This window comes from Sphingobium trunci (assembly GCF_022664535.1).
In the GTDB taxonomy this organism is placed as follows: domain Bacteria; phylum Pseudomonadota; class Alphaproteobacteria; order Sphingomonadales; family Sphingomonadaceae; genus Sphingobium.
On the sequence record NZ_JAKUJY010000003.1, the window covers coordinates 196,394 to 217,901 of the forward strand.

13 protein-coding genes are annotated in these 21,508 nt (G+C 64.6%); 5 read left to right on the forward strand and 8 right to left on the reverse strand.

From position 1 onward, the window contains the following. Positions 1–123: 123 nt before the first annotated feature. The 3 genes from MJ601_RS04305 to MJ601_RS04315 all read right to left on the reverse strand — a co-directional run bounded on the left by MJ601_RS04305 (position 124) and on the right by MJ601_RS04315 (position 5,869). Positions 124–1,254 carry a glycoside hydrolase family 43 protein gene (locus tag MJ601_RS04305; RefSeq protein WP_242123623.1) on the reverse strand — a complete coding sequence of 377 codons (1,131 nt, stop codon included), beginning with the start codon at positions 1,252–1,254 and terminating at the stop codon, positions 124–126. A gap of 100 nt (positions 1,255–1,354) precedes the next feature. Beyond that, positions 1,355–2,899, reverse strand: a complete 1,545-nt coding sequence (locus tag MJ601_RS04310) for a tryptophan halogenase family protein (RefSeq protein ID WP_242123625.1) — start codon at positions 2,897–2,899, stop codon at positions 1,355–1,357. A gap of 75 nt (positions 2,900–2,974) precedes the next feature. Continuing rightward, positions 2,975–5,869 (reverse strand): TonB-dependent receptor, encoded by a 2,895-nt coding sequence (locus tag MJ601_RS04315; protein WP_242123627.1) that lies wholly within the window; start codon positions 5,867–5,869, stop codon positions 2,975–2,977. Positions 5,870–6,147: 278 nt separating this feature from the next. Here MJ601_RS04315 and MJ601_RS04320 point away from each other — a divergent pair, with 278 nt between their 5' ends. The 4 genes from MJ601_RS04320 to MJ601_RS04335 all read left to right on the forward strand — a co-directional run bounded on the left by MJ601_RS04320 (position 6,148) and on the right by MJ601_RS04335 (position 11,060). After that, the gene (locus MJ601_RS04320; RefSeq protein WP_242123629.1) at positions 6,148–6,831 is read left to right on the forward strand and encodes a SapC family protein; all 684 of its coding nucleotides are present in this window, start codon (positions 6,148–6,150) and stop codon (positions 6,829–6,831) included. Positions 6,832–6,834: 3 nt separating this feature from the next. Then, positions 6,835–7,854 (forward strand): cupin-like domain-containing protein, encoded by a 1,020-nt coding sequence (locus MJ601_RS04325; RefSeq protein ID WP_242123631.1) that lies wholly within the window; start codon positions 6,835–6,837, stop codon positions 7,852–7,854. A 44-nt stretch (positions 7,855–7,898) separates the two neighbouring features. Then, on the forward strand, positions 7,899–8,972 hold the full coding sequence (locus MJ601_RS04330) for an alpha/beta hydrolase (protein ID WP_491572881.1): 1,074 nt from the start codon (positions 7,899–7,901) through the stop codon (positions 8,970–8,972). Positions 8,973–9,167: 195 nt separating this feature from the next. Then, positions 9,168–11,060: a sialate O-acetylesterase gene (locus MJ601_RS04335; protein WP_242123804.1), complete on the forward strand. Its 1,893-nt coding sequence runs from the start codon at positions 9,168–9,170 to the stop codon at positions 11,058–11,060. Between the two features lie 72 nt (positions 11,061–11,132). On the opposite strand, the gene MJ601_RS04340 is transcribed toward MJ601_RS04335, so the two are convergent. The 3 genes from MJ601_RS04340 to MJ601_RS04350 are packed head-to-tail and all read right to left on the reverse strand — an operon-like array spanning position 11,133 to position 17,055. Then, positions 11,133–13,031 carry an NPCBM/NEW2 domain-containing protein gene (locus tag MJ601_RS04340; protein ID WP_242123633.1) on the reverse strand — a complete coding sequence of 633 codons (1,899 nt, stop codon included), beginning with the start codon at positions 13,029–13,031 and terminating at the stop codon, positions 11,133–11,135. Beyond that, entirely contained in the window at positions 13,028–15,373 is a 2,346-nt protein-coding gene (locus MJ601_RS04345; protein ID WP_242123634.1) for a glycoside hydrolase family 95 protein, read from the reverse strand. Before MJ601_RS04345 ends, MJ601_RS04340 begins: the two co-directional genes overlap by 4 nt. Then, positions 15,370–17,055 (reverse strand): glycoside hydrolase family 43 protein, encoded by a 1,686-nt coding sequence (locus MJ601_RS04350; RefSeq protein WP_491572882.1) that lies wholly within the window; start codon positions 17,053–17,055, stop codon positions 15,370–15,372. Before MJ601_RS04350 ends, MJ601_RS04345 begins: the two co-directional genes overlap by 4 nt. A gap of 284 nt (positions 17,056–17,339) precedes the next feature. On the opposite strand from MJ601_RS04350, the gene MJ601_RS04355 reads away from it, so the two are divergent. Next, complete coding sequence (locus tag MJ601_RS04355) at positions 17,340–18,374, forward strand: LacI family DNA-binding transcriptional regulator (protein ID WP_242123637.1); 1,035 nt, start codon at positions 17,340–17,342, stop codon at positions 18,372–18,374. Here the strand turns inward: MJ601_RS04355 and MJ601_RS04360 are convergent. Further along, positions 18,355–19,989 (reverse strand): glycoside hydrolase family 43 protein, encoded by a 1,635-nt coding sequence (locus MJ601_RS04360; protein ID WP_242123639.1) that lies wholly within the window; start codon positions 19,987–19,989, stop codon positions 18,355–18,357. The genes MJ601_RS04355 and MJ601_RS04360 overlap by 20 nt on opposite strands. Continuing rightward, positions 19,986–21,233, reverse strand: coding sequence for an MFS transporter (locus tag MJ601_RS04365; RefSeq protein WP_242123641.1), 1,248 nt, complete (start codon positions 21,231–21,233; stop codon positions 19,986–19,988). Before MJ601_RS04365 ends, MJ601_RS04360 begins: the two co-directional genes overlap by 4 nt. Positions 21,234–21,508: the final 275 nt, after the last annotated feature.

A 21,508-nucleotide genomic window follows, 5' to 3' on the forward strand; every position in this document is an offset into this window, starting at 1 on the left:
CTCTCCTGGTTCAGTCGTTATTGGCGTGTTTTTTAGTTATTTTTTGCTGCGGAGAGGCTCCAGTTTGAAGTCACCCTGCGATGATGGCCACGCGGACATGGCGTCGATCCGCGACGGCCATTGTCATTGCGAACCCGTGGACTTGGATTTTTTCGTGACGAAAGGATTGATCGTCTGGATAGTGCCGTCAGTACGGTAGTGAAGTTCCGTCACCTTCACATTGCGCAGGCGCGTCTGTCCCGACAACTGGCTGTCGGCGTAGAAAAGCCACCAGCGTCCATTCCATTCGACGATGGAATGATGCGTCGTCCATCCTTCCACAGGCTCCAGGATGCGGTCCTTGTAGGTGAAGGGACCATAGGGCGAGTCCCCGATGGCGTAGACCAGATAATGGGTGTCGCCGGTCGAATAGCTGAAATAATATTTGCCCTTATATTTATGCATCCATGACGCCTCGAAGAAACGGCGGTCATGGTCGCCGCCCAGCAGCGGCTTGCCCTTCTCATCGAGGATCTGGATAGGCCGGGGCGTTTCGGCGAATTGCAGCATGTCGCCGCTCATTTTCGCGACGCGGGGCTGGAGCGCGGGCTTGTCGTCCTGGCCAAGGTCGGTCTTCGATCCGTTGGGATCATATTGGCCGTCGATGTTGCGCTGAAGCTGGCCACCCCAGATGCCGCCGAAATACATGTAGCTGGCGCCGTCGTCATCGGTGAAGACGGCGGGGTCGATCGAATAGCTGCCCTTGATCGGCTGCGGCTGCGCCTTGAAGGGGCCCATCGGGTCCTTCGACGTCGCGACGCCGATGCGGAAGGCGCCCGATTTGTCCTTGGCCGGGAAATAGAGATAATAGGTGCCGTCCTTATGGGCGGCGTCGGGCGCCCACATCTGCTTGTCCGCCCAGGGCACGTCCTTGACGTCGAGCGCGACGGGGCCGACCGTCACCGGGCCGCCGATCCTGTCCATCGCCAGGATGCGATAGTCGCGCATTTCGAAATGGCCGCCCAGATCGTCTTCGGGCGTGGGACCGTCAATGTCGTGGCTGGGATAGACGTAGATCTTCCCGTTCCAGACATGGGCCGACGGGTCGGCGGTGTAGATGTCCCTGACCAGCGGCTGCGAGAGATATTCGGACGCGTCGCGCTTCGCTCCCTTCGCCGGTTGCGCTTCGTTCGACGGCTGGGACTGCTGGCATCCGGTCGCGAGCAATGCGATGGCAAGCGGCAGGGCTTCAAGTGCGCGCAACTTCATGGGCATGCTGTTCCTCTCTCGTTATTGTGTCGAAGATAGCGCTACCATCTAGCCAACGCAATCTTGTAGGACAAATAATATCGCCGGTGAGCCGGGCTGCGAACCGTCAAACCGGTTGCAGTCCATGCATCACGATCCTGTCGATCAGGTCGCGGTGCCGCGGCAGGCCCGTGCGCAGCTTTGCCGTCAGGGCCGCATTTTCCCGCCTTGCCCGTTCGGCCAGATGGGCGTCGCGCGCCAGAGCGTGGCGGTCGACCTGCGTCCGGTAACCCATGCCGTAGAGCACATATTGATAGCTCGCTGCCGGGAACACCTCCTCTACCCGGTCGAACTCGTCGAGGAACCAGGGCGACTGGTAGCGCCAGAGCAGCATCAATTCCTTCAGCCGGTCGGGGATGCTTTCCTTGCGTATATTGTCGCGCCAGAAGTCGCTGTCGGTGCGTCTGGTCAGCACATAATGGAGCTTCAGGAAATCGATGATCCGGCCCCAGCGATAATGGGTCGTGGCATTGAAACGGGATGCGATGATGTCCATCACTTCGCGGCAGGCGGGCATCTGTTCGGCGATGATCTTGGCCGACAGTTCGATGAGCACGATGGCCGAGGCTTCGAGCGGTTCTAGGAAACCGGCGGCAAGGCCCACGGCCACGCAATTGCCCTTCCAGAAGGTCTCGCGATGGCCGGAACGGATGGAGATTTTCCGGGCATGGAGGCCATCCGCCAGGGGACCGATATAGGCGCGCAGCTCGCGCTCCGCCTCTTCGTCGGAAATATGGCTGCTGGAATAGACATGGCCGATGCCCCGGCGGGTCGGCAGGCCGATGTCCCAGACCCAGCCAGCGCTTTGCGCGGTCGAGATGGTGTGCGACGCCATCGGGCTGTCGGGCCGCTCATAGGGCACCTGCATCGCCAGCGCAGTGTCGCAGAACAGCACGTCGTCGCAATCGCGGAAAGGCACCTGCATCGCGCCCTCGATCAGCAGTGCCTTGAACCCGGTGCAATCGACGAACAGGTCGCCCTGGATCTCGCCGGCCTGGGTGGTGCGGACGGCGCGGATGTCGCCATCCTCCTTCATCAGCACCTGCTCCACATCGGCAAGGACGTGGCGCACGGCCAGCTTTTCACAGCAATGGCGTTGCAGGAAGGGCGCGAACTTGCCCGCGTCCAGATGATAGGCGTAATTGGCAAGCGCATCATATTCGGCTGTCGCGATCGTCTTGGGCGCGAGGCCCTCGTCGCAGATCCGGCCCTGCGCGCAGACGCTGTCGCAGAAGCTTTCGCCATCATCCCGGGCGAGCCAGTGGGGCGCCAGGTTCACCTGTCCGAAATTCTGCGGCAGCATCAGCGGATGATAATAGCCGTCGCCGGGGTCTCCCGTCGTCCAGCGGGCGAAGCGCGCGCCCTGTTTGAAGGCGGCGTCGCATTCGCGGAAAAGATCGGTTTCGGAAACGCCCATGCGCGACAGGGTCGTGCGCAGCGTCGGCCAGGTGCCTTCACCGACGCCGATGATGGGAGTGTTGGGGGATTCGACCAGCGTCACGGTGAAGCCGTTGTCGATGCGGCTGCGATGACGGGCGGCGATGATGCCCGCGGTCAGCCATCCGGCGGTTCCGCCGCCGACGATCACGATATTGCGGACGGGATGCACCATGTCGGAACCCAGGAAAAGGGAAGGGCGTGAAAAGGGAAGGGACGCCGATCGGCATCCCTTCCAGGGCGAGAAGCGTCAGAAGCGGTAACGGACACCGGCGGTAAAGCGCCGGCCATAGCCATAGACATCCAGCAACTGGTTGCTGAAGCGGCCATGGGTACTCAAGGTTTCATTGGTGATGTTGAGCGCTTCGCCGAAGACGCTGAACTGATCGGTCAGCCTGATGTTGGTGCTGAGGTCGATCTGGAGGCTGGAGTTGACGAATGTCGGCTCCGCTCCGAACAGCGAGTTGTTCTGCGCCTGACCGAACTGGAGCAGATATTTGTCGCGCCAGTTCACCGCCGTGCGGAACTCGAAGCCGTTCTTGTCATAGAAGGCCACGAGGTTCGCGGAATTGGCGAGGCCGGTCACGGCAAAGCCGCTGGTCGACAGGTCGTTGCGGTCATAGGGCTTGTTGGTTTCGACGAAGGTGGCGTTGGCGTTGAAGCCGAAGCCGCTGTCCCCGAACACGTGCTGCCATGCGAGTTCGACGCCCTTGACCGTGGCTTCCGGACCGTTGACCCGCTGCGACACGGTGAAGACCGCGGGCTGCCCCGTCGATGGATCGATCACATTGTTGATGGTCTGGCGCTGCGTGCCCGCGACGATGAAGTTGGACACATCCTTGATGAAGAAATTCACCGCGGCATAGGAGTTACGCTGATAATACCATTCCGCCGCCAGGTCGAAATTGTCCGCCAGATAGGGTTTGAGCGCCGGGTTGCCGCCAGTGGCGGTCAGCGCGCCGACGCGCTGGCCGCTGCCCACGTTGAGGACCGGGGTCAACGTGTTGAGCGCCGGACGGGTCAGCGTGCGCGAGGCGTCGAAGCGCAGGTGGAGATTGGGCGTCAGTTCCAGCTTCATGTCCAGCGCGGGCAGGAAGTAGGAATAGCTACTGCTGGTAGAGACCGGCTGGGCGTCGGTGAAGGCCACCGTCAGCAAGGTCGGGTCAGCCTGGCTGCCGACGATGGAGACGGGCAGGCGGCCGATGCCGGTCGAGATGACCTTGGTGATTTCTTCGCGGGCACCGGCGTTGAAGTGGAAGGGCATTCCCGCGATTTCGGTTTTGAAACTCGCGCTGATCCAGGCGGACCAGCTCTTTTCCAGGATGTTCTGCACCGAACCGGGATCCAGCGCGAGATCCAGGGTCCCGTTGAAGCCGGTGCAACAGCCATTATTATATCCCGGCGTCGCGGTCGGCCCCTTCCAGAGGCTTTCCAGATACTGCTGGTATGCGCGGGCGTCATAGTTGAGCAGCACAGGTGGCAGGTTGCCCTTGAAGCCGGGAATCCAGTTGCCGGTGCCGATCGTGCCCTGGATCAGGCTCGCCGGAATGGGGACGCCGCTGGTGCGGCCCGAGGGCGCGCCGTAACCGGCATAGGCCTGCCAGTAATTGTTGGCGAAGGTGTTGCGGTTCTCCAGGGAGAATTCATCCTCCATGTAGCGGCCGCCGATCTTCACCGTCAGATCGTCCTGCTTCCAGGTTGCGCCCAGGCGGAACTGCTTGATCTCGTCGCTGTTCTTCTGCGCCATGCGCACCGTGACATGCGAACCGAGAATGGCCTGATCGGTCCAGCGCGCCTGGTTGCCGTTGGGGCCATAGGTGGTGAGTTCCGGGAAGGCGTTGCTGCTGTTGCCGGTCACCCGCACGCCCAGCGTGGTGCCGAGCAGGCCGCCATAGCCGATGTCGGCGCCTTCGCTGCTGACCTGGCCGTCCGGATTGAGGCGACTCTTGGAATAGCTGGCGTCCGCGTCGATCGTGAGATTTTCAGTCGCTTCCCACTTGACGTTCGCGCCGACCTGGTTGGTTTCCAGGATATTCTTGTCGGTGCCCGCCGTGAAATCGGTCGGTGAACCCGCCTGGAGGAAGTTCACGGTGGTGCCGTTGCTGTCCAGTTCGACATTGCGCAAGTCGCCCTGGTTGAACCAGATGCCGAAACCGGCAATGTCGGTGACGACCTTCTGGCGCGAATAATTGTCGTCGATCGTCAGCACGACGTCGTCGGACGGCTGCCACTGGAAAGCGATGCGGCCGTCGATGCGCTCATCCTTGGTATAGCGCTGGTCGGCGCCATATTGCTGCTGATACCAGCCGTTGATGCTTTTCCGGTCGGACGGTGCCGCCGTGGCGTCGTCCGACGGGTTGCACGTCGTCGCGGTCGATCCAGCGATCTGGCAGGGCGCGAATTTGCCACCCTGCCAGCCCGAGACATAGACGCGATTGGTCTGCGTGTCGCGGCGGGTATAGATGGCATCGACCAATATGCCCATCGTGTCGTCGGCGAAGGTGGTGCTGAACAGGCCGCCGACGGTCGGAACGATCTTGCCCGATTCATCCTGGATCGAGCCTGAAGCGCTCATCGCCACGCGGGTGCCCGGCTTGTCGAACGGCTTGGGATAGGAGATATTGAGCGTCGCGCCGATCGAACTGCTGGAAAGCGAAACGTCCGGTGTCTTGAATACGGCCAGCTGCCCTACAAAGTCGGCGCCGACCGTGGTGAAGTCGACCGAACGGCCGCCCGAAGCCGTCGAGATACGGCGGCCGTCGACCAGCGTTTCGTTGAAGTCGCCGCCGAAGCCGCGAACCGATATTCCCTGCGGTTCGCCACGCGAACCCGAACGCTGGATGGAGACACCGGGCAGACGCTGGAGCGAAGCCGCGACGTTGGAGTCCGGAAACTTGCCGATATCTTCCGAGGAAATGACGTCGACTACGCCGGACGATTCGCGTTTGATGTCGAGATTGCGCTGCAGCGAACCGCGAATGCCGGTGACGATGATATCGGCATTGCTGGCCGGATCGGTGGCGACGCCCTGTGCCGCATCCTGCGCGCCGGCGGGAACGGCGACGGCCAGAACCAGCAGACTTGCCGTGGCGGCAAGCGCGGCACGTCCGCGCACGCTTCCCTCTTTTGTCAATCTGTACTTCATGATCCTCCCCTTGTTCAGACAATATCTCGCCCGAACGCCGGGACACTATCGCCCCGGCGATCATGTTTTCCTGATCTGAAGTGATTTTTTCTCCGCCATCCTTGCGGACTTACATCATCCTCACCCAGGTCTTCTTTTCTTCTATGGAAAATGGTAGCGCTATCGAAATCATGGATCAAGCTAAATTGTAGGTGTAATCAAGATCGGCACGGAATGCTGCGACAGTCCGCACAGGCCATATTGCCGGCGATGTTCACGCAAACAGGAGCGGAGGGGGTATGGACCAGATGGAATTGCTGAACAGCGAGGTTCACGCGACGTTACGGATGCGCCCCTCCGCTCAGAATCCGGGGCCGTTCGTGCGCCTCGTCATCAGCGAATTTCCTGCCGCGGCGGTCGCCTGTCCCTTGCTGTTTTCCAAGCATCCGGAAACGGGCGCCTTTTATGCGGGGGCACTGAGAGGGTTCAAAATCGGCGAATCACTGACGGATTCGCCTGACGGCCTGCCCGCATTCCGGCCTCTGGAAGCGATCCGCGAGGGATTCTTCGCTTCAGGCGAGAATATTGCGATCGATCGGGCGAGCGGACGCTTCGCCACGGAGGAGGGCGAAGCGCTGTTCGATGCGCAGGGCGCGCCGACGGCCGCGCTCCAGGCCGTGCAGAAGGCGCTGGGCCGCCTGATGGCCGGGGCGGAAGCGACCGACGCCTTCATTGCAGACCTGCTGGCCCATCGCCTGATAGAGCCGATCGACATCGCACTGAACTTCGACGATGGGGAGCGGCTGCGGCTTGACGGGCTCTACACCGTCAGCCTCGATGCGCTGGGGGAACTGGACGATGCGGCGGCAATCAGCCTCTTTCGTTCCGGGCACATGCAATGGGCCTATGCGATGATCGGGTCGCTCCAGCATATTGCGCTCATGGCACGCCGCCGCAACGAGCGGCTGGCCTCGCCGGTCTGAACCATGGCGGACGAATTGCACCCCATCGAGACATTCGCGGCGCGGGACATGGCGGGCGCCGAACAACTGCGCGTCTTTGCGAAATCGTGCCGCCCCGCGGTCATACGGGCACGTTTTGCGGACTGGTCCGCTGTCGCGGCGGGACGGCAGGGAGGCGCCGAGGCGCTTGCCTATGTCGCACGCTTCGACGCGAGCCTTAGCGCAGAATATTTTTCCGGCGGCGCGGATCTGGACGGACATTATCATTATGGCGAGGGACCGGGCGGCTTCAATTTCATGCGGCAGACGGCCAGCACGGGCAGCGCGCTGGACCGGATCGCTGCCAATATGGGTGGCGCTGGCGAAACCGCCTATCTGGGCTCGCTGCCGACGGACGCCTATTTCCCCGGATTCGCGAAGGAGAATCCCTGCGGCCTGCTGGCCCCGGAGGTTCGCCCGCGGCTGTGGGTGGGCAATCGGTCCACCGTCGCGTGTCATTACGACAATTATGACAATCTGGCCTGCGTGGTGGCGGGGCGGCGGCGCTTCACCCTCTATCCGCCCGATGCGATAGGCGATCTCTATGTCGGGCCGGTCGACCATACGCTGTCGGGCCAGCCCATTTCCATGGCGTCGGGAGCATCGGAAGGCGCCAATGCCTACCCCCGCTTCGCGGCGGCACAGGCCAGGGCGATCGTCATCGATCTGGAGCCGGGCGACGCGCTCTATCTGCCCAAGCTGTGGTGGCATCAGGTCGAAGCGCTCGATCCGGTCAATATCTTGGTCAACTATTGGTGGGACGGTTTCGCCGCCGGCCCGGATTCGCCCTATACGGCCATGCTGCTGGCGATGATCGCGGTGGCGGAAAGGCCGGAGCCGGAACGGGCCGCATGGCGTGCCTATTTCGACCATTATGTATTCCGCCCGGACGGGCATCCGCTGGCCCACCTGCCCGAAGAACGGCATGGCGTGCTGGGCCCGCTGGCGAAGGGCAATTACGGCCGTATCCGAACGCTGGTCATGCGGCTGCTGCGCGGCGGTTGAGGATCAGGACGGCCCATGAACAGTTCTGACAAGGAGGGGCAGGCGTGAAGCGGAAGAACATCATCATGGCGGTTTTCGGAGCCGCACTGGCCATGCATGCGGCACCCGCACCGGCGCAGGTGACCACCGGCGGACCTGCGGCGGTCGCAGGCGCGCGACCGGTGACGATCGAGCGGATCAAGGTCCATGCGCCGACGATAGAAGGCAATCTGGAGGGGGAGTCGGCGGATCGCGACGTGCTGGTCGTGCTGCCCCCCAGCTATGGCCGCGAACCGCGCAGGCGATATCCGGTCATCTATGCGCTGCACGGCTATTCCATCGGCGCGGAGCAGTGGACGGGGGAAATCCATGTTCCGACGACTGTGCAAAACGCCTTCGCCAGGGGCGCGCGCGAAATGATCCTGGTGCTGCCCGATTCGAATACAGTCCATAATGGGTCCATGTATTCCAGCTCCGTGACGACGGGCGATTTCGAGACCTTCATCGCCCGCGATCTCGTCGCCTACATCGACGGTCATTACCGCACGATCGCAAAGCGGGACAGTCGAGGTCTTGCGGGGCATAGCATGGGCGGATACGGCACCACCCGCATCGGCATGAAACATGCCGACATGTTCGGCGCGCTCTATATGATGAGTCCCTGTTGCCTGTCCGCCCGGGATGCGGGGCGCATGGACGCCGACGCGATGAAGGCGCTGGAGGCGGTCAGGACGCCCGCCGATTCGGCCGGCCTGCCGTTCATCCTGCGGGCGCAGCTCGCGACGGCCGCCGCATGGTCGCCCAATCCGAAAAGTCCGCCGCTCTATCTCGACCTGCCGGTCAAGGATGGCGTGGTGCAGCCTCAGATACTCGCCCGATGGGCCGCCAACGCGCCGCTGGCCTTTGTCGATCAATATGTCGGCAATCTGCGCCGTTACCGGGCGATCGCGATCGATGTCGGCGACAGGGACGGGCTGAAAGGCGACGCGCAGACCCTGCATGAGGTGCTGGACCGCTATGGCATCGGCAACAGTTTCCAGATTTATGAAGGCGATCACACCAGTCGGGTGGCATGGCGGTTTCAGGACGAATTGATCCCCTTCTTTTCCCGAAATCTCGATTTCGGGCCGGCGAAATAGCCCCGGCGCGAGAAGTCGGACATGAAACTATGATAGCGATACCAAAAATCGGTTGTGGTGCCTGGATAAACCCTTATTCCTGCCGTCAACGGTCCGGAAGAGGACAGGTATCTGAGTGGAGGAACTGAAGGCATGTTTCCACGCAATTCTGTTCTGTGGTCCGCGACCGTGGCGGTCGGCGCTGGCGCGCAAGCCATGGCCCCGGCGCTGGCGGCACCCCGGTTCGACCCGATGTTCGGCGACCATGCGGTCATCCAGCGTGATCACCCGGTAACGGTGACAGGACGTTCCGAACCGGGGGAAATGGTGACGGTGACGCTTGCCGGGCAAAGCCTTCAGGTCCGCGCCGACAAGGAGGGGCGGTTCGAGGCGAAATTCGGTGCCCTGGACCGGGCCGGGCCGGTGACGATGGAGGCCCGCGCGCCGTCTGGGAGCACCGCCGCGCGGGATGTCATGGCGGGGGACGTGTTCCTGTGTTCGGGCCAGTCCAACATGGAGCTGGAGGTGCGCAACGCCCAGGACGCCATGACGCAGATCCGCACATCCGGCGACGACCAACTGCGGTTGATGCTGGTGCCCCGCGCGACCGCGGACGAGCCGCTGCGCGACTTCAAAAAGGCGCCCTCCTGGCAGCGCGCCGGGCCGGACAGCGTATCCGGCTTTTCCGCGGCCTGCTTCTATATGGCGCGGGAGTTGCGCAAGACCGCAGCGGTACCGATCGGCGCCATCGCCAGCAGTTGGGGCGGGTCCCGGATCAGCCCGTGGATGGGCGCGCGGGCGCAGGCGGCCGTCGGGCAAGCCGCACAGTCGGCGCTGCTGTCGCTCCATGGGCGCGATCCCTTCGCGGCGGAACGGGCCGCCAGCGCCGAGTGGGAAAAATGGTGGCGCAAGGAAACGGGCGACGTCGCGGGCAAGGAGCCGTGGCAAGCGGCGAGCCAGCTTGCCTGGCGCGACGTTCCCCGCATCGGCCCGTGGGAAGAATGGGGCGTGCCCGAACTGGCGGACTTTGACGGCATGGTCTGGTATCGTCGCGAGATCGACCTGACCGCGGAGCAGGCGAAGGACGCGGCCACGCTCTCGCTCGGGCTCCTGGACGATGTCGGACGGGTATGGATCAACGGCAAGCCGGTGGCGATGAGCGCGCGTAGCTGGCAGCCGAGCACATTCGATGTTCCGCCGGGTGTCTTGAAGGCGGGCCGCAACCTTCTGGTCGTCAATGTGCAGGACAATTATGGCACTGGCGGGCTGTCGGGTCCGGCCGACGTCATGAAATTGGGGCTGAAGCAGGGCGGGGACATTCCGTTGGGCGACGGGTGGCGCTATGCGGTCGTGGCGAAGTCGCCATCGGGCGCGCCGCGTGTGCCCTGGGGCGATGTCACCGGATCGGGCACGCTGTACAACGGCATGATCGCACCGCTGGGACCGATCGGGCTGAAGGGCGTGGCCTGGTATCAGGGGGAATCGGATGTCGGCCTGCCCGGCTATGCCGACCGGATGAAGGCGATGATGGCGGACTGGCGGCGCCAGTTCGGCGCGCCCGACCTCGCGTTCGTGGCGGTCCAGCTCGCCGCTTATGGCGCGCCCGCGACCCGGCCGGCGGAAGATGGGTGGGCGCAGATGCGTCATGTGCAATATCAGGCGATGGCGCAGGATATGCATGCCGGGCTGGCGACGGCCATCGACCTGGGCGATCCGTTCGATATCCACCCCGGCGAAAAGCAGGAGGTCGGCCGCCGCCTGGCGCGGGCGATGCGGGCGGTGGCCTATGGCGAAGCGGTGTCGCGCACCGGGCCGCAGGCGGCCCGCGCGCTTGCCATGCCCGATGGCGGCGTTGCGGTCGAATTTACCGGCCTGACTGGCGGCCTGCACCTGCGCAGCGCCGCGCAGGCAGTGGGTTTCGAACTCTGCGGGGAGGGACCGGGCAGTTGCCGCTTCGTGCCCGGCCGGGTCGAAGGGGCGCGGGTGCTGCTGGCGGGGGATGGCCAACCGGCGGTGCGGGTGCGCTATGCCTGGGCCGGATCCCCGGTGGTCAACCTCTATGACGAAGCGCCCTTGCCGGTCGGATCGTTCGAAATGCCGATCCGTTAGAATATTTTCGAAGCGGGTGGCATCGCCTGCTGGCGCGGAAAATATCGAAAACCAAAGAGAAATGGGCTGGGATCAGCGGTGCAGCGCCGCGTCTCCCCAGCTTACGGGAACGGCATTGCCGCTGACCCCATCCGCGCGGGCGACCAGTTCGATGATGGCGACGCCCTTCACATCGGCGGACAGGGCTGTGGCGGCTGTGCCCCGGCGCAGGGGCGGCGTGCTAGCCATCGGCTTGCCGTCGCCATAGAGGAAGAAGCGCACCGGCTGCCCGCCGTCGTCCGCGCTGTCGTCTACCCCGACCTGGGCGGTGAAGCGGGTGAAGCCCTCGTTGCGCACCTCCAGCCGGGAATTGGCGAGAATGCCGATGCCTGACGCGAATGTCCGGCCGGCGACGGTGAGCGGCTGGTTATAGGGCGTCGCGTCCGGCATGGCGCCGCCCCAGCCCGCATAGATGGGGCGCTCGCCGATGCCGCGCGTGCTTCGCCAACCGGGGATGGAGCGATAGATGGTTGGGTCGGGCTGGGGCTGGACGACGCCATCGACGGCGGGATTGACGATGCCGGGTCGTTCGGAAAGATAGACGCCGTCGGCGAGCTGGCGCTGGCCGGAAGCGCGGAAAACCAGAGTCTCTCGCGGTTCGACATGCAGCTTCGTCTCTTTCGAGAAAATGCTCTTCGCGCCGGTCCAGAGGTCCGACAGGGCGATGTCGCGATCGGCCCGGAATTTGAGATGGTCGGCGGTCAGCACCGCGTCCACCGGCGCCATGCCCCGGTTGAAGAGAGCGACAGCCTTGTCCCCATTGGACAGCGTCTTGACCAATATCTGAAGGCCGTCGCTGTCGAACGCGATGACGGCCTGGTTCCCGGCCGGGTCCTGGTCGACCGCGATCAGCGCTGCATTGCCGAATATGTCCAACAGCGGCTGCGGCGTCTGGCGCAGGTCCGCGCCGATCAGCAGCGGCGCGTTCATCATCGCCCAGAGCGCAAAATGGGAGCGGGCCTCCGTCAGATGCTGCGCATCGAAGTCGCCCGCGCCGATGAACAGCATGTCGGGATCGTTCCAGGACCCCGGATGGGCATAGAGCGCCCGGCGCACGGCGCTGTCGTAATTGGTGAGCATCCGGCTCCAGTTGGGCGCGATATCGTCGCTGGTGCGAGAGATGTTGCCGACATCCTTGCCCCAGCCACGCACATTGGCACTGCCCCAGATGCAGAGCGAGAGCAGATAGCCGCCGTCCGGATTGTGGCGCGCCAGCGCCTTGTTGATGTCGGCGAACAGGGCCTTCACGGCCGGGATGTCGGACCGGCTGGTGGACGCCTGGTCGATCAATGGCGGCAGGGCGCGATATTGCCCGTTGCGCACCCGTTCGGCATCGGCCGCGAAGGCGCGGATGCCGCAGCCGTCGACCTTGATCGCGTCGAAGCCCCAGTCGGCGAAGAAGAGGCGGATGTCCTGATCGATATGGCCGTAAAGGCCGACTTCCCGCTCCGCCATCGTTCCTTCGGGCAGTTGCGCCTTGCCGGTGGAATAGGCCTGCGAACAGATATTGCGGCCCAGGTCGGAATAGATGCCTGCCCTGAACCCCATGGCGTGCAGCCGGTCGGTCAGGGGCCGGAAGGAGGGATCGCCATGCGCCATGCGCGCCGAGGGGAATTGCTCCGTCCGGATCATCAGCCTGCCGTCGCTGGTGCGGCGCTTGAGCCACCAGCCATCGTCGATGTTGATGTAGCGATAGCCCTTCTGCGCAAGGCCGCTGTCGAGGATGCGCTGCGCCGATCCAAGCAGCTTTTCCTCATCGATCTCCGTGAAAAAGGCGTTCCAGCTGTTCCAGCCCATCGGCGGCAGGTCGGCCTGGCCGCCGCGATAGGCGCTCCACCGGCCGGTGGGGGCGAGCGGATCGGGGCCTTGCGCCGAGAGGGCGGTGCTGGCGCAAAGCGCCGCGATCGGCAGGAGAAGGCGGCGAAGGATCATGCAAAATCTCTCATGGTCAATGTGACCGGCCTTCCGGCCTTGAGGGAAAGGACGCGGCCCTTGTCACCCAGGCGGACGGTCCTTTGGCCATCCAGTTCAGGGCGAAGCACCGCCCTGTCAAGCCCGCCGTCGCGCCATTGGACGTCGACGGCGCAGCGGCCACGGGCGCGCAGGCCGCTGATCTGGCCGCTGGGCCAGGCGCGGGGCAGCGCGGGCAGAAGGTCGATGGTCTCGCCATGGCTGGTCATCAGCATTTCGACGATCCCGGACGCGCCGCCGAAATTGCCGTCGATCTGGAAAGGAGGATGGGCATCGAACATGTTGGGATAGGTGCGTTCGGGGCCGAGTAGGAAGCGCAGGATCGCATGGGCATGATCGCCCTCCCGCAGCCGCGCCCACAGGTTGATGCGCCAGGCCGTCGCCCAGCCGGTCGCCCGATCTCCCCGGATCTGCAGGGTCCGGCGCGCCGCGGCGGCAAGGTCCGGCGTACCGTCCGGGCTGATCTGGCGGGAAGGATAGAGGCCGTAAAGATGCGACACGTGCCGGTGCTTTTGTTCCGGCGCATCGGCGTCCCAATCCTGCTGCCATTCCTGAAGCTGGCCCTGGCGGCCGATCCGGTAGGGGGCGAGCCGCTCGCGGGCGGCGCGCATCTCGCCGATCAGGGCGGGGTCCGTCCGCAGGATGGTCGCGGCCTCGATCGTCTGGCCGAACAGGTCCCGGATGATAGCCATGTCCATCGTCGGACCCGCGCAGATCGTCCCGCCATGGCCGTGCGGATTTTCCGGGCTCATCGACGGGTTGGTGACCAGGAAGCCGGTCGTGGGATCGCTTTGCAGCGTATCGAGGAAGAAACGCGCCGCGCCCGCCATCAGCGGATAGATGCCGGTGAGATAGGCGTGGTCGCGGCCATAATCATAATGGTCCCATAAATGGGTGCAGAGCCATGCGCCGCCGGTCGGCCACAGGCCGAACTGCGCCCCGTCGATCGGCGCCGTCGCGCGCCAGAGGTCGGTATTGTGATGCGCGACCCAGCCGCGCGCGCCATACATGGTCCGGGCGGTGCGGGCGCCGGTGACGGCCAGGTCGCGGACCATGTCGACCAGAGGCGTCACGCATTCGGCAAGGCCGGTCGGCTCGGCGGGCCAGTAGTTCATCTCCGTATTGATGTTGATCGTATATTTGGACCCCCAAGGCGGGGTCAGACTATCGTTCCACAGGCCCTGGAGGTTGGCGGGTTGTCCGCCCGGCCGCGACGAGCAGATCAGCAGATAGCGGGCATATTGGAAATAGAGAGCGGCGAGCGCCGGATCGTCGCTGGTCTGGGATGCCGCGATCCGTTCGTCCGTCGGCTGCCCGGCGGCGGCCGATGTTCCAAAGTCGATGGCGACGCGGCGGAACAGCCGCCGGTGCGCGATGGCGGTGTCGGTGGCGATGCGGGCGAAGGGACGGGTGCGCGCTTTGCCGATGACGGCGGCCGTGGCGGCCAGCGGATCGCCGCCGACATCGTCGAACCGGCGATGGCTGGTCGCCATCGCGATGAACAGGGTGGCCGCCCGCGCGCCGCGGATGGAGAGCCTGCCGTCCGGCGCATGGACGGCCCGTCCGCCCTCGACCTGCGCCAGCAGGCGTGCCGCGAACCGGAGACCGCCTTCGATCCCCTTCGATGCGCTGTTGCGTCCGCTCATCAACAGGCCGAAGGAGCCGTCCGCCGCCAGCGTGACGGCCTGCTGCGGGGACCGGAGTCCGACATCGACGTCGAGCTTGCCCGGCCCGGTCGCGGTGAGCCGAATGGCGATGACCTGGTCTCCGGGCGAGGCCGTCACCTGACGGACATGCATGGAGCCGCCGGATTCGAAACGGGTGGTCGCCATGGCGCTGTCGAGGTCGAGGTCGCGCCGATAGCGGCTGATCGGCCCCAGGCCAGGAAAATCGAGGGTGAGGTCGCCCAGCGTCTGATAGGGCATCTGCGCCAGCGGCCTGGCCATCAGCATTTTGTTGGCAAGGGCCTCGGCCTCCGCGATCCTGCCCGCGAAGATCAGCGCGCGGACCTGTGGCAGCATCTCCTTCGCCTGAGGATTGACGGGATCATAGGGCTGCCCCGCCCAAAGCGTGCTTTCGTTGAGCTGCAACCGTTCCTGCGCCGTGCCGCCGAATATCATCGCGCCCAGACGGCCGTTTCCGACCGGCAAGGCCTGCGTCCATTCGCTCGCAGGCTGGCGATACCAGAGGGCGAGCGGCTGGACGGGCGGGGGCGTGTGGGTGGATGCGCGGCTCCTTCCGGCGGCCAGCGCCAACGTGCCCGCGGCAAGACCGGCGGCGGCTTCGCGCCGGCTGATGCTCACTGTCCCGCTCCGGCAGGACGGCGCAAAGGGGTATAATGATAGGGGCCGACGACGGTGCCGACGAAACCGCCCGCTTTCTTCGTACTGAGCAGCGTCGCGTCGAGCCCTGCCTTGAGCGTCCGCGTCCGGCCGTTCACGCCATAGTCGAACGCCATGGTGCCGCCCGTGGCCCGGATGGTCAGCGTCACCGGACCGGTCGCGGCGAGCGGCGCGGACGCCACCAGCGTATCGGTATCCGCCTGGCCGCGCGTGTAGAGCGCTACGACCTGTTTCCCGCCGATCCGCGCCACGCCGAAGAAGAGGTTGTTCCGGTCGCTCTGCACCGCGGCAAGACCGGCGCGGTCGCCATCCACGGCCGGACTATAGCGCAGCGTGGTGGAGATGGTGGCATTGGCATGCTGCTGGCGACGCCCGACAAAGGCCGGGACGCCGTTCAGGTCGCCAAGGGGCGCGCCGCTGTCCAGTTCCAGCGCGCCGCCGTTCAGGCGGTAGAAGGGCTGGCGCGGCGTGCGGATGCCGATCCACTGCATCGACAGGCGGTTGCCGTCGAACTCGTCCGTATAGGAGAAATCGCCGCTGGTGGGCAGGGCGGGCCTCGCCTGAACCGGCAGGCGCGGGGCCTTGGCGACATGCGGGATCGCTTGCCCGTGCGGCAGGATGACCGGCCAGCCATCCTTCCATGTGACGGGCAGCAGGAAGGTCTCGCGCCCGATATTGTAAAAATCCTTCGCATAAGGACGAACCGCCAGGAAGGTCGCCCACCAGTCGCCATTCTGCGTCTGCACCAGCTTGGCGTGCCCCGCCGAACCGATGGGGTCGGGCCGGGCGGGGTCCAGATCACGCTGGGTGAGGATCGGATTGTCCTGGAAGGGCAGATAGGGGCCGCGTAGTTCCTTCGACCGGAACACCACCTGGGAATGGTTGACGCTGGTGCCGCCCTCCGCCGCCGTCAGATAATAAAAGCCGTCCTTCCTGAAGATATGCGGCCCTTCGATCCAGACCGGCTTTTTCGCGATATCGACGCCGCCGTTGATGAGTTGCGTGCTGGGCCCCACCATCTTGCCGGTGCGCCAGTCGAATTCCTGAATCCAGATGGCGCGATGCCCGTCATAGCGGGCAGGCTCGTCCGGTGCGCGGTTGTTGACGATATAGGCCTTGTCGCCTTCCCAATAGATGGAGGGATCGATGCCTTCGAAGGGCAACCAGACAGGGTTGGACCATGGTCCGGCGGGATCCTTCGCGGTGATGACGAAATTGCCCCGGCACCCGACACAAGTGTTGACGATGTAGAAGGTACCGTCATGCCAACTGATGTCCGGCGCGAATGCAGCCTGGGATGTTCCGCGTCCGGTGAAGTCGAGCTGTTCGGGCCTGTCGATCGCATTGCCGATCTGGGTCCAGTTGACGAGGTCTTTGGACTGGAAAATCGGCAGGCCGGGGAAATGGGCGAAGGAGGAATTCACCAGATAATAGTCGTCGCCCACGCGGGTGATGGAAGGATCGGGATAATAGCCCGACAGGATCGGATTGCGATAGTCGCCCCTGGGCAGGGGGGCCTGCTCGACAGCATGACCCTGATAGGTGAAGCGTTCGAAACGGGCAGGAGCGGCCTGCGCGGCCATGGTGGAGAGTGACAGGAGCGCCAGGGGCAGGATCGTCATGGTGGATGCCCGGCGCTTCATTCTCTTCTCTCCTTTCATCAACGCGCGTGAGGCGCGGCGATTGTTGATTACGTTAACATATGCGGTAGTCGAATCGCGCCGGAATCCCGATAGCAAGGTCAGAGCGCGGCCGCGGCGGGGATCGTATCGGATAGTCTGGTCTGGTCAATAACTCCCACAAATAAATTTGCAATCACGGAGCGGCGCCCATCGCCAGCATCATGGGAATGGTCCAATTTTCCCTTTGCCTCGACCGATCCATGGCTTAGGCCATGGGGCGGGATATGCGGGCAAAAGGGCAGGAAATGGCCAGACCAGAGCGGCGGGGCGTGACGATCGTCGATGTGGCTGCGCGCGCGGGGGTATCGTCGATGACCGTTTCCAGGGTCATCAACGGCCGGACCGGCGTCAGCGACGAAACCCGTGCGATGGTCAAGGAAGCGATCAAGGCGCTGGCCTACATACCCAATGTCGCGGCACGCAGCCTCGTCACCTCCTCGGAATTACGGATCGGGGTCATTTATTCGAACGCCCGGGCCGCGTTCATGAGCGATTTCCTGACCGGCGTGTTCGAAGAGGCATCGGCGCGCGGCGCCCGCCTGATATTGTTGAAGGGGGAGGAGGGACGCCCGCCCCCCACCACAGCGCTGGAGGATCTGGCGGCCTCCAACGTCAGCGGCGTGCTGCTTGCCCCGCCTCTGGGGGAGGCGCCCGAAGTTCTACGCATATTGCGCGAGGCGGGCTGTGCCATGGCGGCCGTGGGCGCCTACCCATCGCCGGAAAAGATTTGCGTCCGTATCGACGACCGGGCCGCATCCTATCAGATGACGCGGCTTTTGCTGGACCAGGGGCACCGCAGGCTGGGCTTCATATTGGGCAATCCGGACCAGGCCGCCAGTGCCGAGCGCATGGCCGGTTTCCATGCCGCCGTCCGCGAAACCGGCGGAGTCGACATCCAGGTGGTGCAGGGCGATTTCACCTATGCATCCGGGCTGGTGGCGGCCGAACAGCTTCTGTCCTCGTCCCAGCCGCCCACCGCCATATTCGCCAGCAACGACGATATGGCCGCGGCGGTCGTTTCCGTCGCGCACCGGCGTCATCTCGACGTGCCGGGCGAATTGACGGTGGCGGGGTTCGACGACACGACGGCTGCGGTGACGCTCTGGCCGCCGCTCACCACCGTACGGCAACCCGTGCGCGAACTGGCGGCAGAGGCCCTCAGCCTGCTGATCGCCGAGATCGGCGCGGGGGGCGGCAAGGCGGATGTGCCGCGCGAGCGGATATTGAGCCATGAGATCGTGGAGCGCGAGTCCACCTCTGTCAGGGCGAAGGCGGACTGACGCCGTCCTGCCCCTCATAGACGAACCAGGCGAAATCCGCCGGCATCGCGCCTCCGGAACTATCCTGACATGCCATGCCGACAAAGGCTCCGGTGAAATTGGGCAGTCCGGGAGAGGTGACCTCGTCCGACAGGATGCTGGCGTCCAGTGTCCGGTCCAGCATGTTCCAGGATGCCGCGCCCTCGGGCCGCCAGGCGAAGCGCAGCCTGTCCCCGTCCACCTCCGCGCGCAGTTCGATCGGCCCTTCGGGAAGCGTCGTGATCACTTCCAGCGTGGTGCCCTCCTCCTGATCCGGTGACGCGCACATGAGTTGCAATTCCCGCGCGCCCTCGTCCGCGCTGATGCAGAGATAATGGAATTTCATGCTGTTATAGTAATAGATCAGTCCGGCAGCCTGCTGGAAACTGCTCGGATCGAAGCTGAGGCAAGTGGTCGCCGTGAAGCGGAAATGCTCCTGGCGGCGCGCCACCAGGGCCTGTTCGAACAGGCTGCCTACCGTCTCGCGCCCGTAGAGACGAAGGAAACCGGGCCGGGCGGAGAGGCTGAACAGGCGTTCGGGGAAGGGAGTCCGCAACCACTGGAACGGCTCGGGGAGGTCGGGGCCGTTGAAGTGGCCGTCCCGGGCCGGCGCCGGAAAGGGCGACGGCGCCAGCGGTGGGACTGGCGGCGCAGGCATCGGGCGGGCGTCGCCATCCAGCGTCCGCAGCCATCCATCTTCACCCCATCGCATCGGCTGGATCGCGGTTTCCCGGCCCATGATGCAGCGCTCGCGGCCCGGCAGAGGGCGGCCGCACAGATAGGCGAGCCAGGGCGTGCCGTCGGGCAGCTCGACCAGATCGCCATGCCCCGCCCGGGCGATGGGGGCATCCCGCTCACCGAAGGAGGTCAGCACCGCGCCGTCCGGATGCACCTCATAAGGCCCCAGAAGGTTGCGCGACCGTGCCATGACGACGGCATGGTTCCATCCGGTGCCGCCCTCCGCCACGAGCAGATGATAATAGCCGTCGCGCTTGTAGAGATGGGGGCCTTCGGTCAGGCCGCGATCCGTGCCCTGAAAGATCAGATGCGGCTCGCCGGTCAGGGTGCGGCTGGCACGGTCGAAACCCTGTATCTGGATGCCCGCGAAACGGCCCCGGCCGGGGCGATGGTCCCACAGCATGTTGAGCATCCAGCTGCGGCCGTCATCATCGTGGAACAGGGCAGGATCGAAGCCGCTGCTGTTGAGATAGGCAGGGTCCGACCATTGTCCATCGATACGGTCGCAGGTCACGACATGATTGTGGAAATCCCGCAGCGACACGCCTCTTGCCCCGTTCACCGTCGTGGTGCCGTAGCGCTTGACGTCAGTGAAGATCAGCCAGAAGCGGCCGTCGGCGAAACTCAGGTCAGGCGCCCAGACCCCGCAGGAGTCCGGATTGCCGCGCATGTCGAGCTGCGATGCGCGGGCCAGTGGACGCGCCACGAGCCGCCAGTGCACAAGGTCGCGGCTATGATGGATCTGAACGCCCGGATACCATTCGAAGGTGGATGTGGCGATGAAGAAGTCGTCGCCGACCCGCAGGATCGAGGGATCGGGATTGAACCCGCGCAGGATGGGATTGGAAAAATGGTTCATTGCGGCTTGCGTACCAATATCCACAGGAGAGCGGCGCCCACCAGATCGAGCAGGCCGAGCAGGACGAAGAAGGGTGTGTAACCGACCTGATCGACCATCTGGCCCAGCAGCAGGGAAAAGACGAGCAGGCCGAGATTGCCCGCCATCCCCGCCATTCCGGCGGCGGTTGCGACTTCATTCTTCGGGAAAAGATCGGACGCCATGGTGATGACGGTGACCGACAATGTCTGATGGGCGAAGCCGCCAAGGCAGAGCAGCGCGATCGCTGCAAAGGGATGGGAGGCAAGGCCGACGAAGGCCATGCCCGTCATCAGGACCGCGCCCAGGGTGAAGGCCCAGCGGCGAGCGTCGATCAGGTCCACATGGCGGCGCTGGAGGAAGGTCACGACGGCTGGGCCGAACAGGCATCCCAGATCCGCGGCGAGAAAGGGAAGCCAGGCGAAAAGCGCGATCTGCCCCAGGTCGAAACCGCGCGCCCGCGCCAGATAGAGCGGCATCCAGAAGGACAGCATGCCCCAGACCGGATCGGCCAGCATGCGGGGCAGGGCAATGCCCCAGAGATCGCGGCGCCGCGCCATGGAGAGAAGCGACGGGCGCTCCGCACGGGCAGCGAGCCGGGCCTCCTGTCCGCTCAATATATAGTCTCGTTCCGCCTCGCCCAGCCGGTGGTGCCGGGCGGGCGTGTCATAATTTATCAGCCAGAGCAGTGCCCAGACCAGCCCGATGCCTCCGGCAACAAGGAAGGCCAGCCGCCAGCTATGCACCATGACCGCCCAGGCGACGAGCGGAGGGGCGAACACCGCGCCGAACGATGCGCCGATATTGTAGACGCCGCCCGCGAGGCCGCGTTCCCTGGACGGGAACCATTCGGCGACCAGCTTCTGGCCAGCCGGTTGCGCCGACCCCTCCGCCAGGCCGAGCAGGCCGCGCAGCGCGGCGAAGCCGAACCAGCCATTGACCAGCGCATGGGCCATGGTGACGAGCGACCATATGGCGACGCAGAGGGCGAAGCCGATCCGCAATCCTGCGCTGTCCAGGAAATAGCCCGCGATCGGCTGGAACATCACGCCGAGCTGGAACGCGCTCGTGATCCAGCCATATTCGGCATTGCTGATTCCCTGTTCGGTGAGGATGACCGGAGCCGCCACGCCCATGACCGATCGCGCGAGATAATTGATGACCATCGCGCCGACGAGAAGGCCGATGATGGTCCAGCGGAATTTGCCGATGCCTAGGCGGACCATGTCTGAGATCCGGCCTGATGATCGTCCATGGCAAGGGGCATGGCCGCCGCCCGCTCCGGGTGGACCATCGAACGCGATTTCAGAGCGGCCGGTGATGCTGTTGCGTTCAGGGCCTTCCTCCTCCCAATATATTTTGTATGAGTATTATGGATTGCCATGGCAATATCAAGAGATAACGTTAACGATAACGTTCCTTTGGTACGATAGCGAACCGCAGGGTGAAAATAGCATCGGCAATGGCGCAATGCCAAATGCCAGGCCCGCGATGCCAGGCG

Coding starts and splice junctions, on each gene's coding strand:
- MJ601_RS04355 (WP_242123637.1), top strand. CDS start 17,340: ATGGCCAGACCAGAGCGGCGGGGCGTGACGATCGTCGATGTGGCTGCG.
- MJ601_RS04340 (WP_242123633.1), bottom strand. CDS start 13,031: ATGATCCTTCGCCGCCTTCTCCTGCCGATCGCGGCGCTTTGCGCCAGC.
- MJ601_RS04365 (WP_242123641.1), bottom strand. CDS start 21,233: ATGGTCCGCCTAGGCATCGGCAAATTCCGCTGGACCATCATCGGCCTT.
- MJ601_RS04305 (WP_242123623.1), bottom strand. CDS start 1,254: ATGCCCATGAAGTTGCGCGCACTTGAAGCCCTGCCGCTTGCCATCGCA.
- MJ601_RS04350 (WP_491572882.1), bottom strand. CDS start 17,055: ATGAAGCGCCGGGCATCCACCATGACGATCCTGCCCCTGGCGCTCCTG.
- MJ601_RS04325 (WP_242123631.1), top strand. CDS start 6,835: ATGGCGGACGAATTGCACCCCATCGAGACATTCGCGGCGCGGGACATG.
- MJ601_RS04360 (WP_242123639.1), bottom strand. CDS start 19,989: ATGAACCATTTTTCCAATCCCATCCTGCGCGGGTTCAATCCCGATCCC.
- MJ601_RS04315 (WP_242123627.1), bottom strand. CDS start 5,869: ATGAAGTACAGATTGACAAAAGAGGGAAGCGTGCGCGGACGTGCCGCG.
- MJ601_RS04320 (WP_242123629.1), top strand. CDS start 6,148: ATGGACCAGATGGAATTGCTGAACAGCGAGGTTCACGCGACGTTACGG.
- MJ601_RS04335 (WP_242123804.1), top strand. CDS start 9,168: ATGGCCCCGGCGCTGGCGGCACCCCGGTTCGACCCGATGTTCGGCGAC.
- MJ601_RS04310 (WP_242123625.1), bottom strand. CDS start 2,899: ATGGTGCATCCCGTCCGCAATATCGTGATCGTCGGCGGCGGAACCGCC.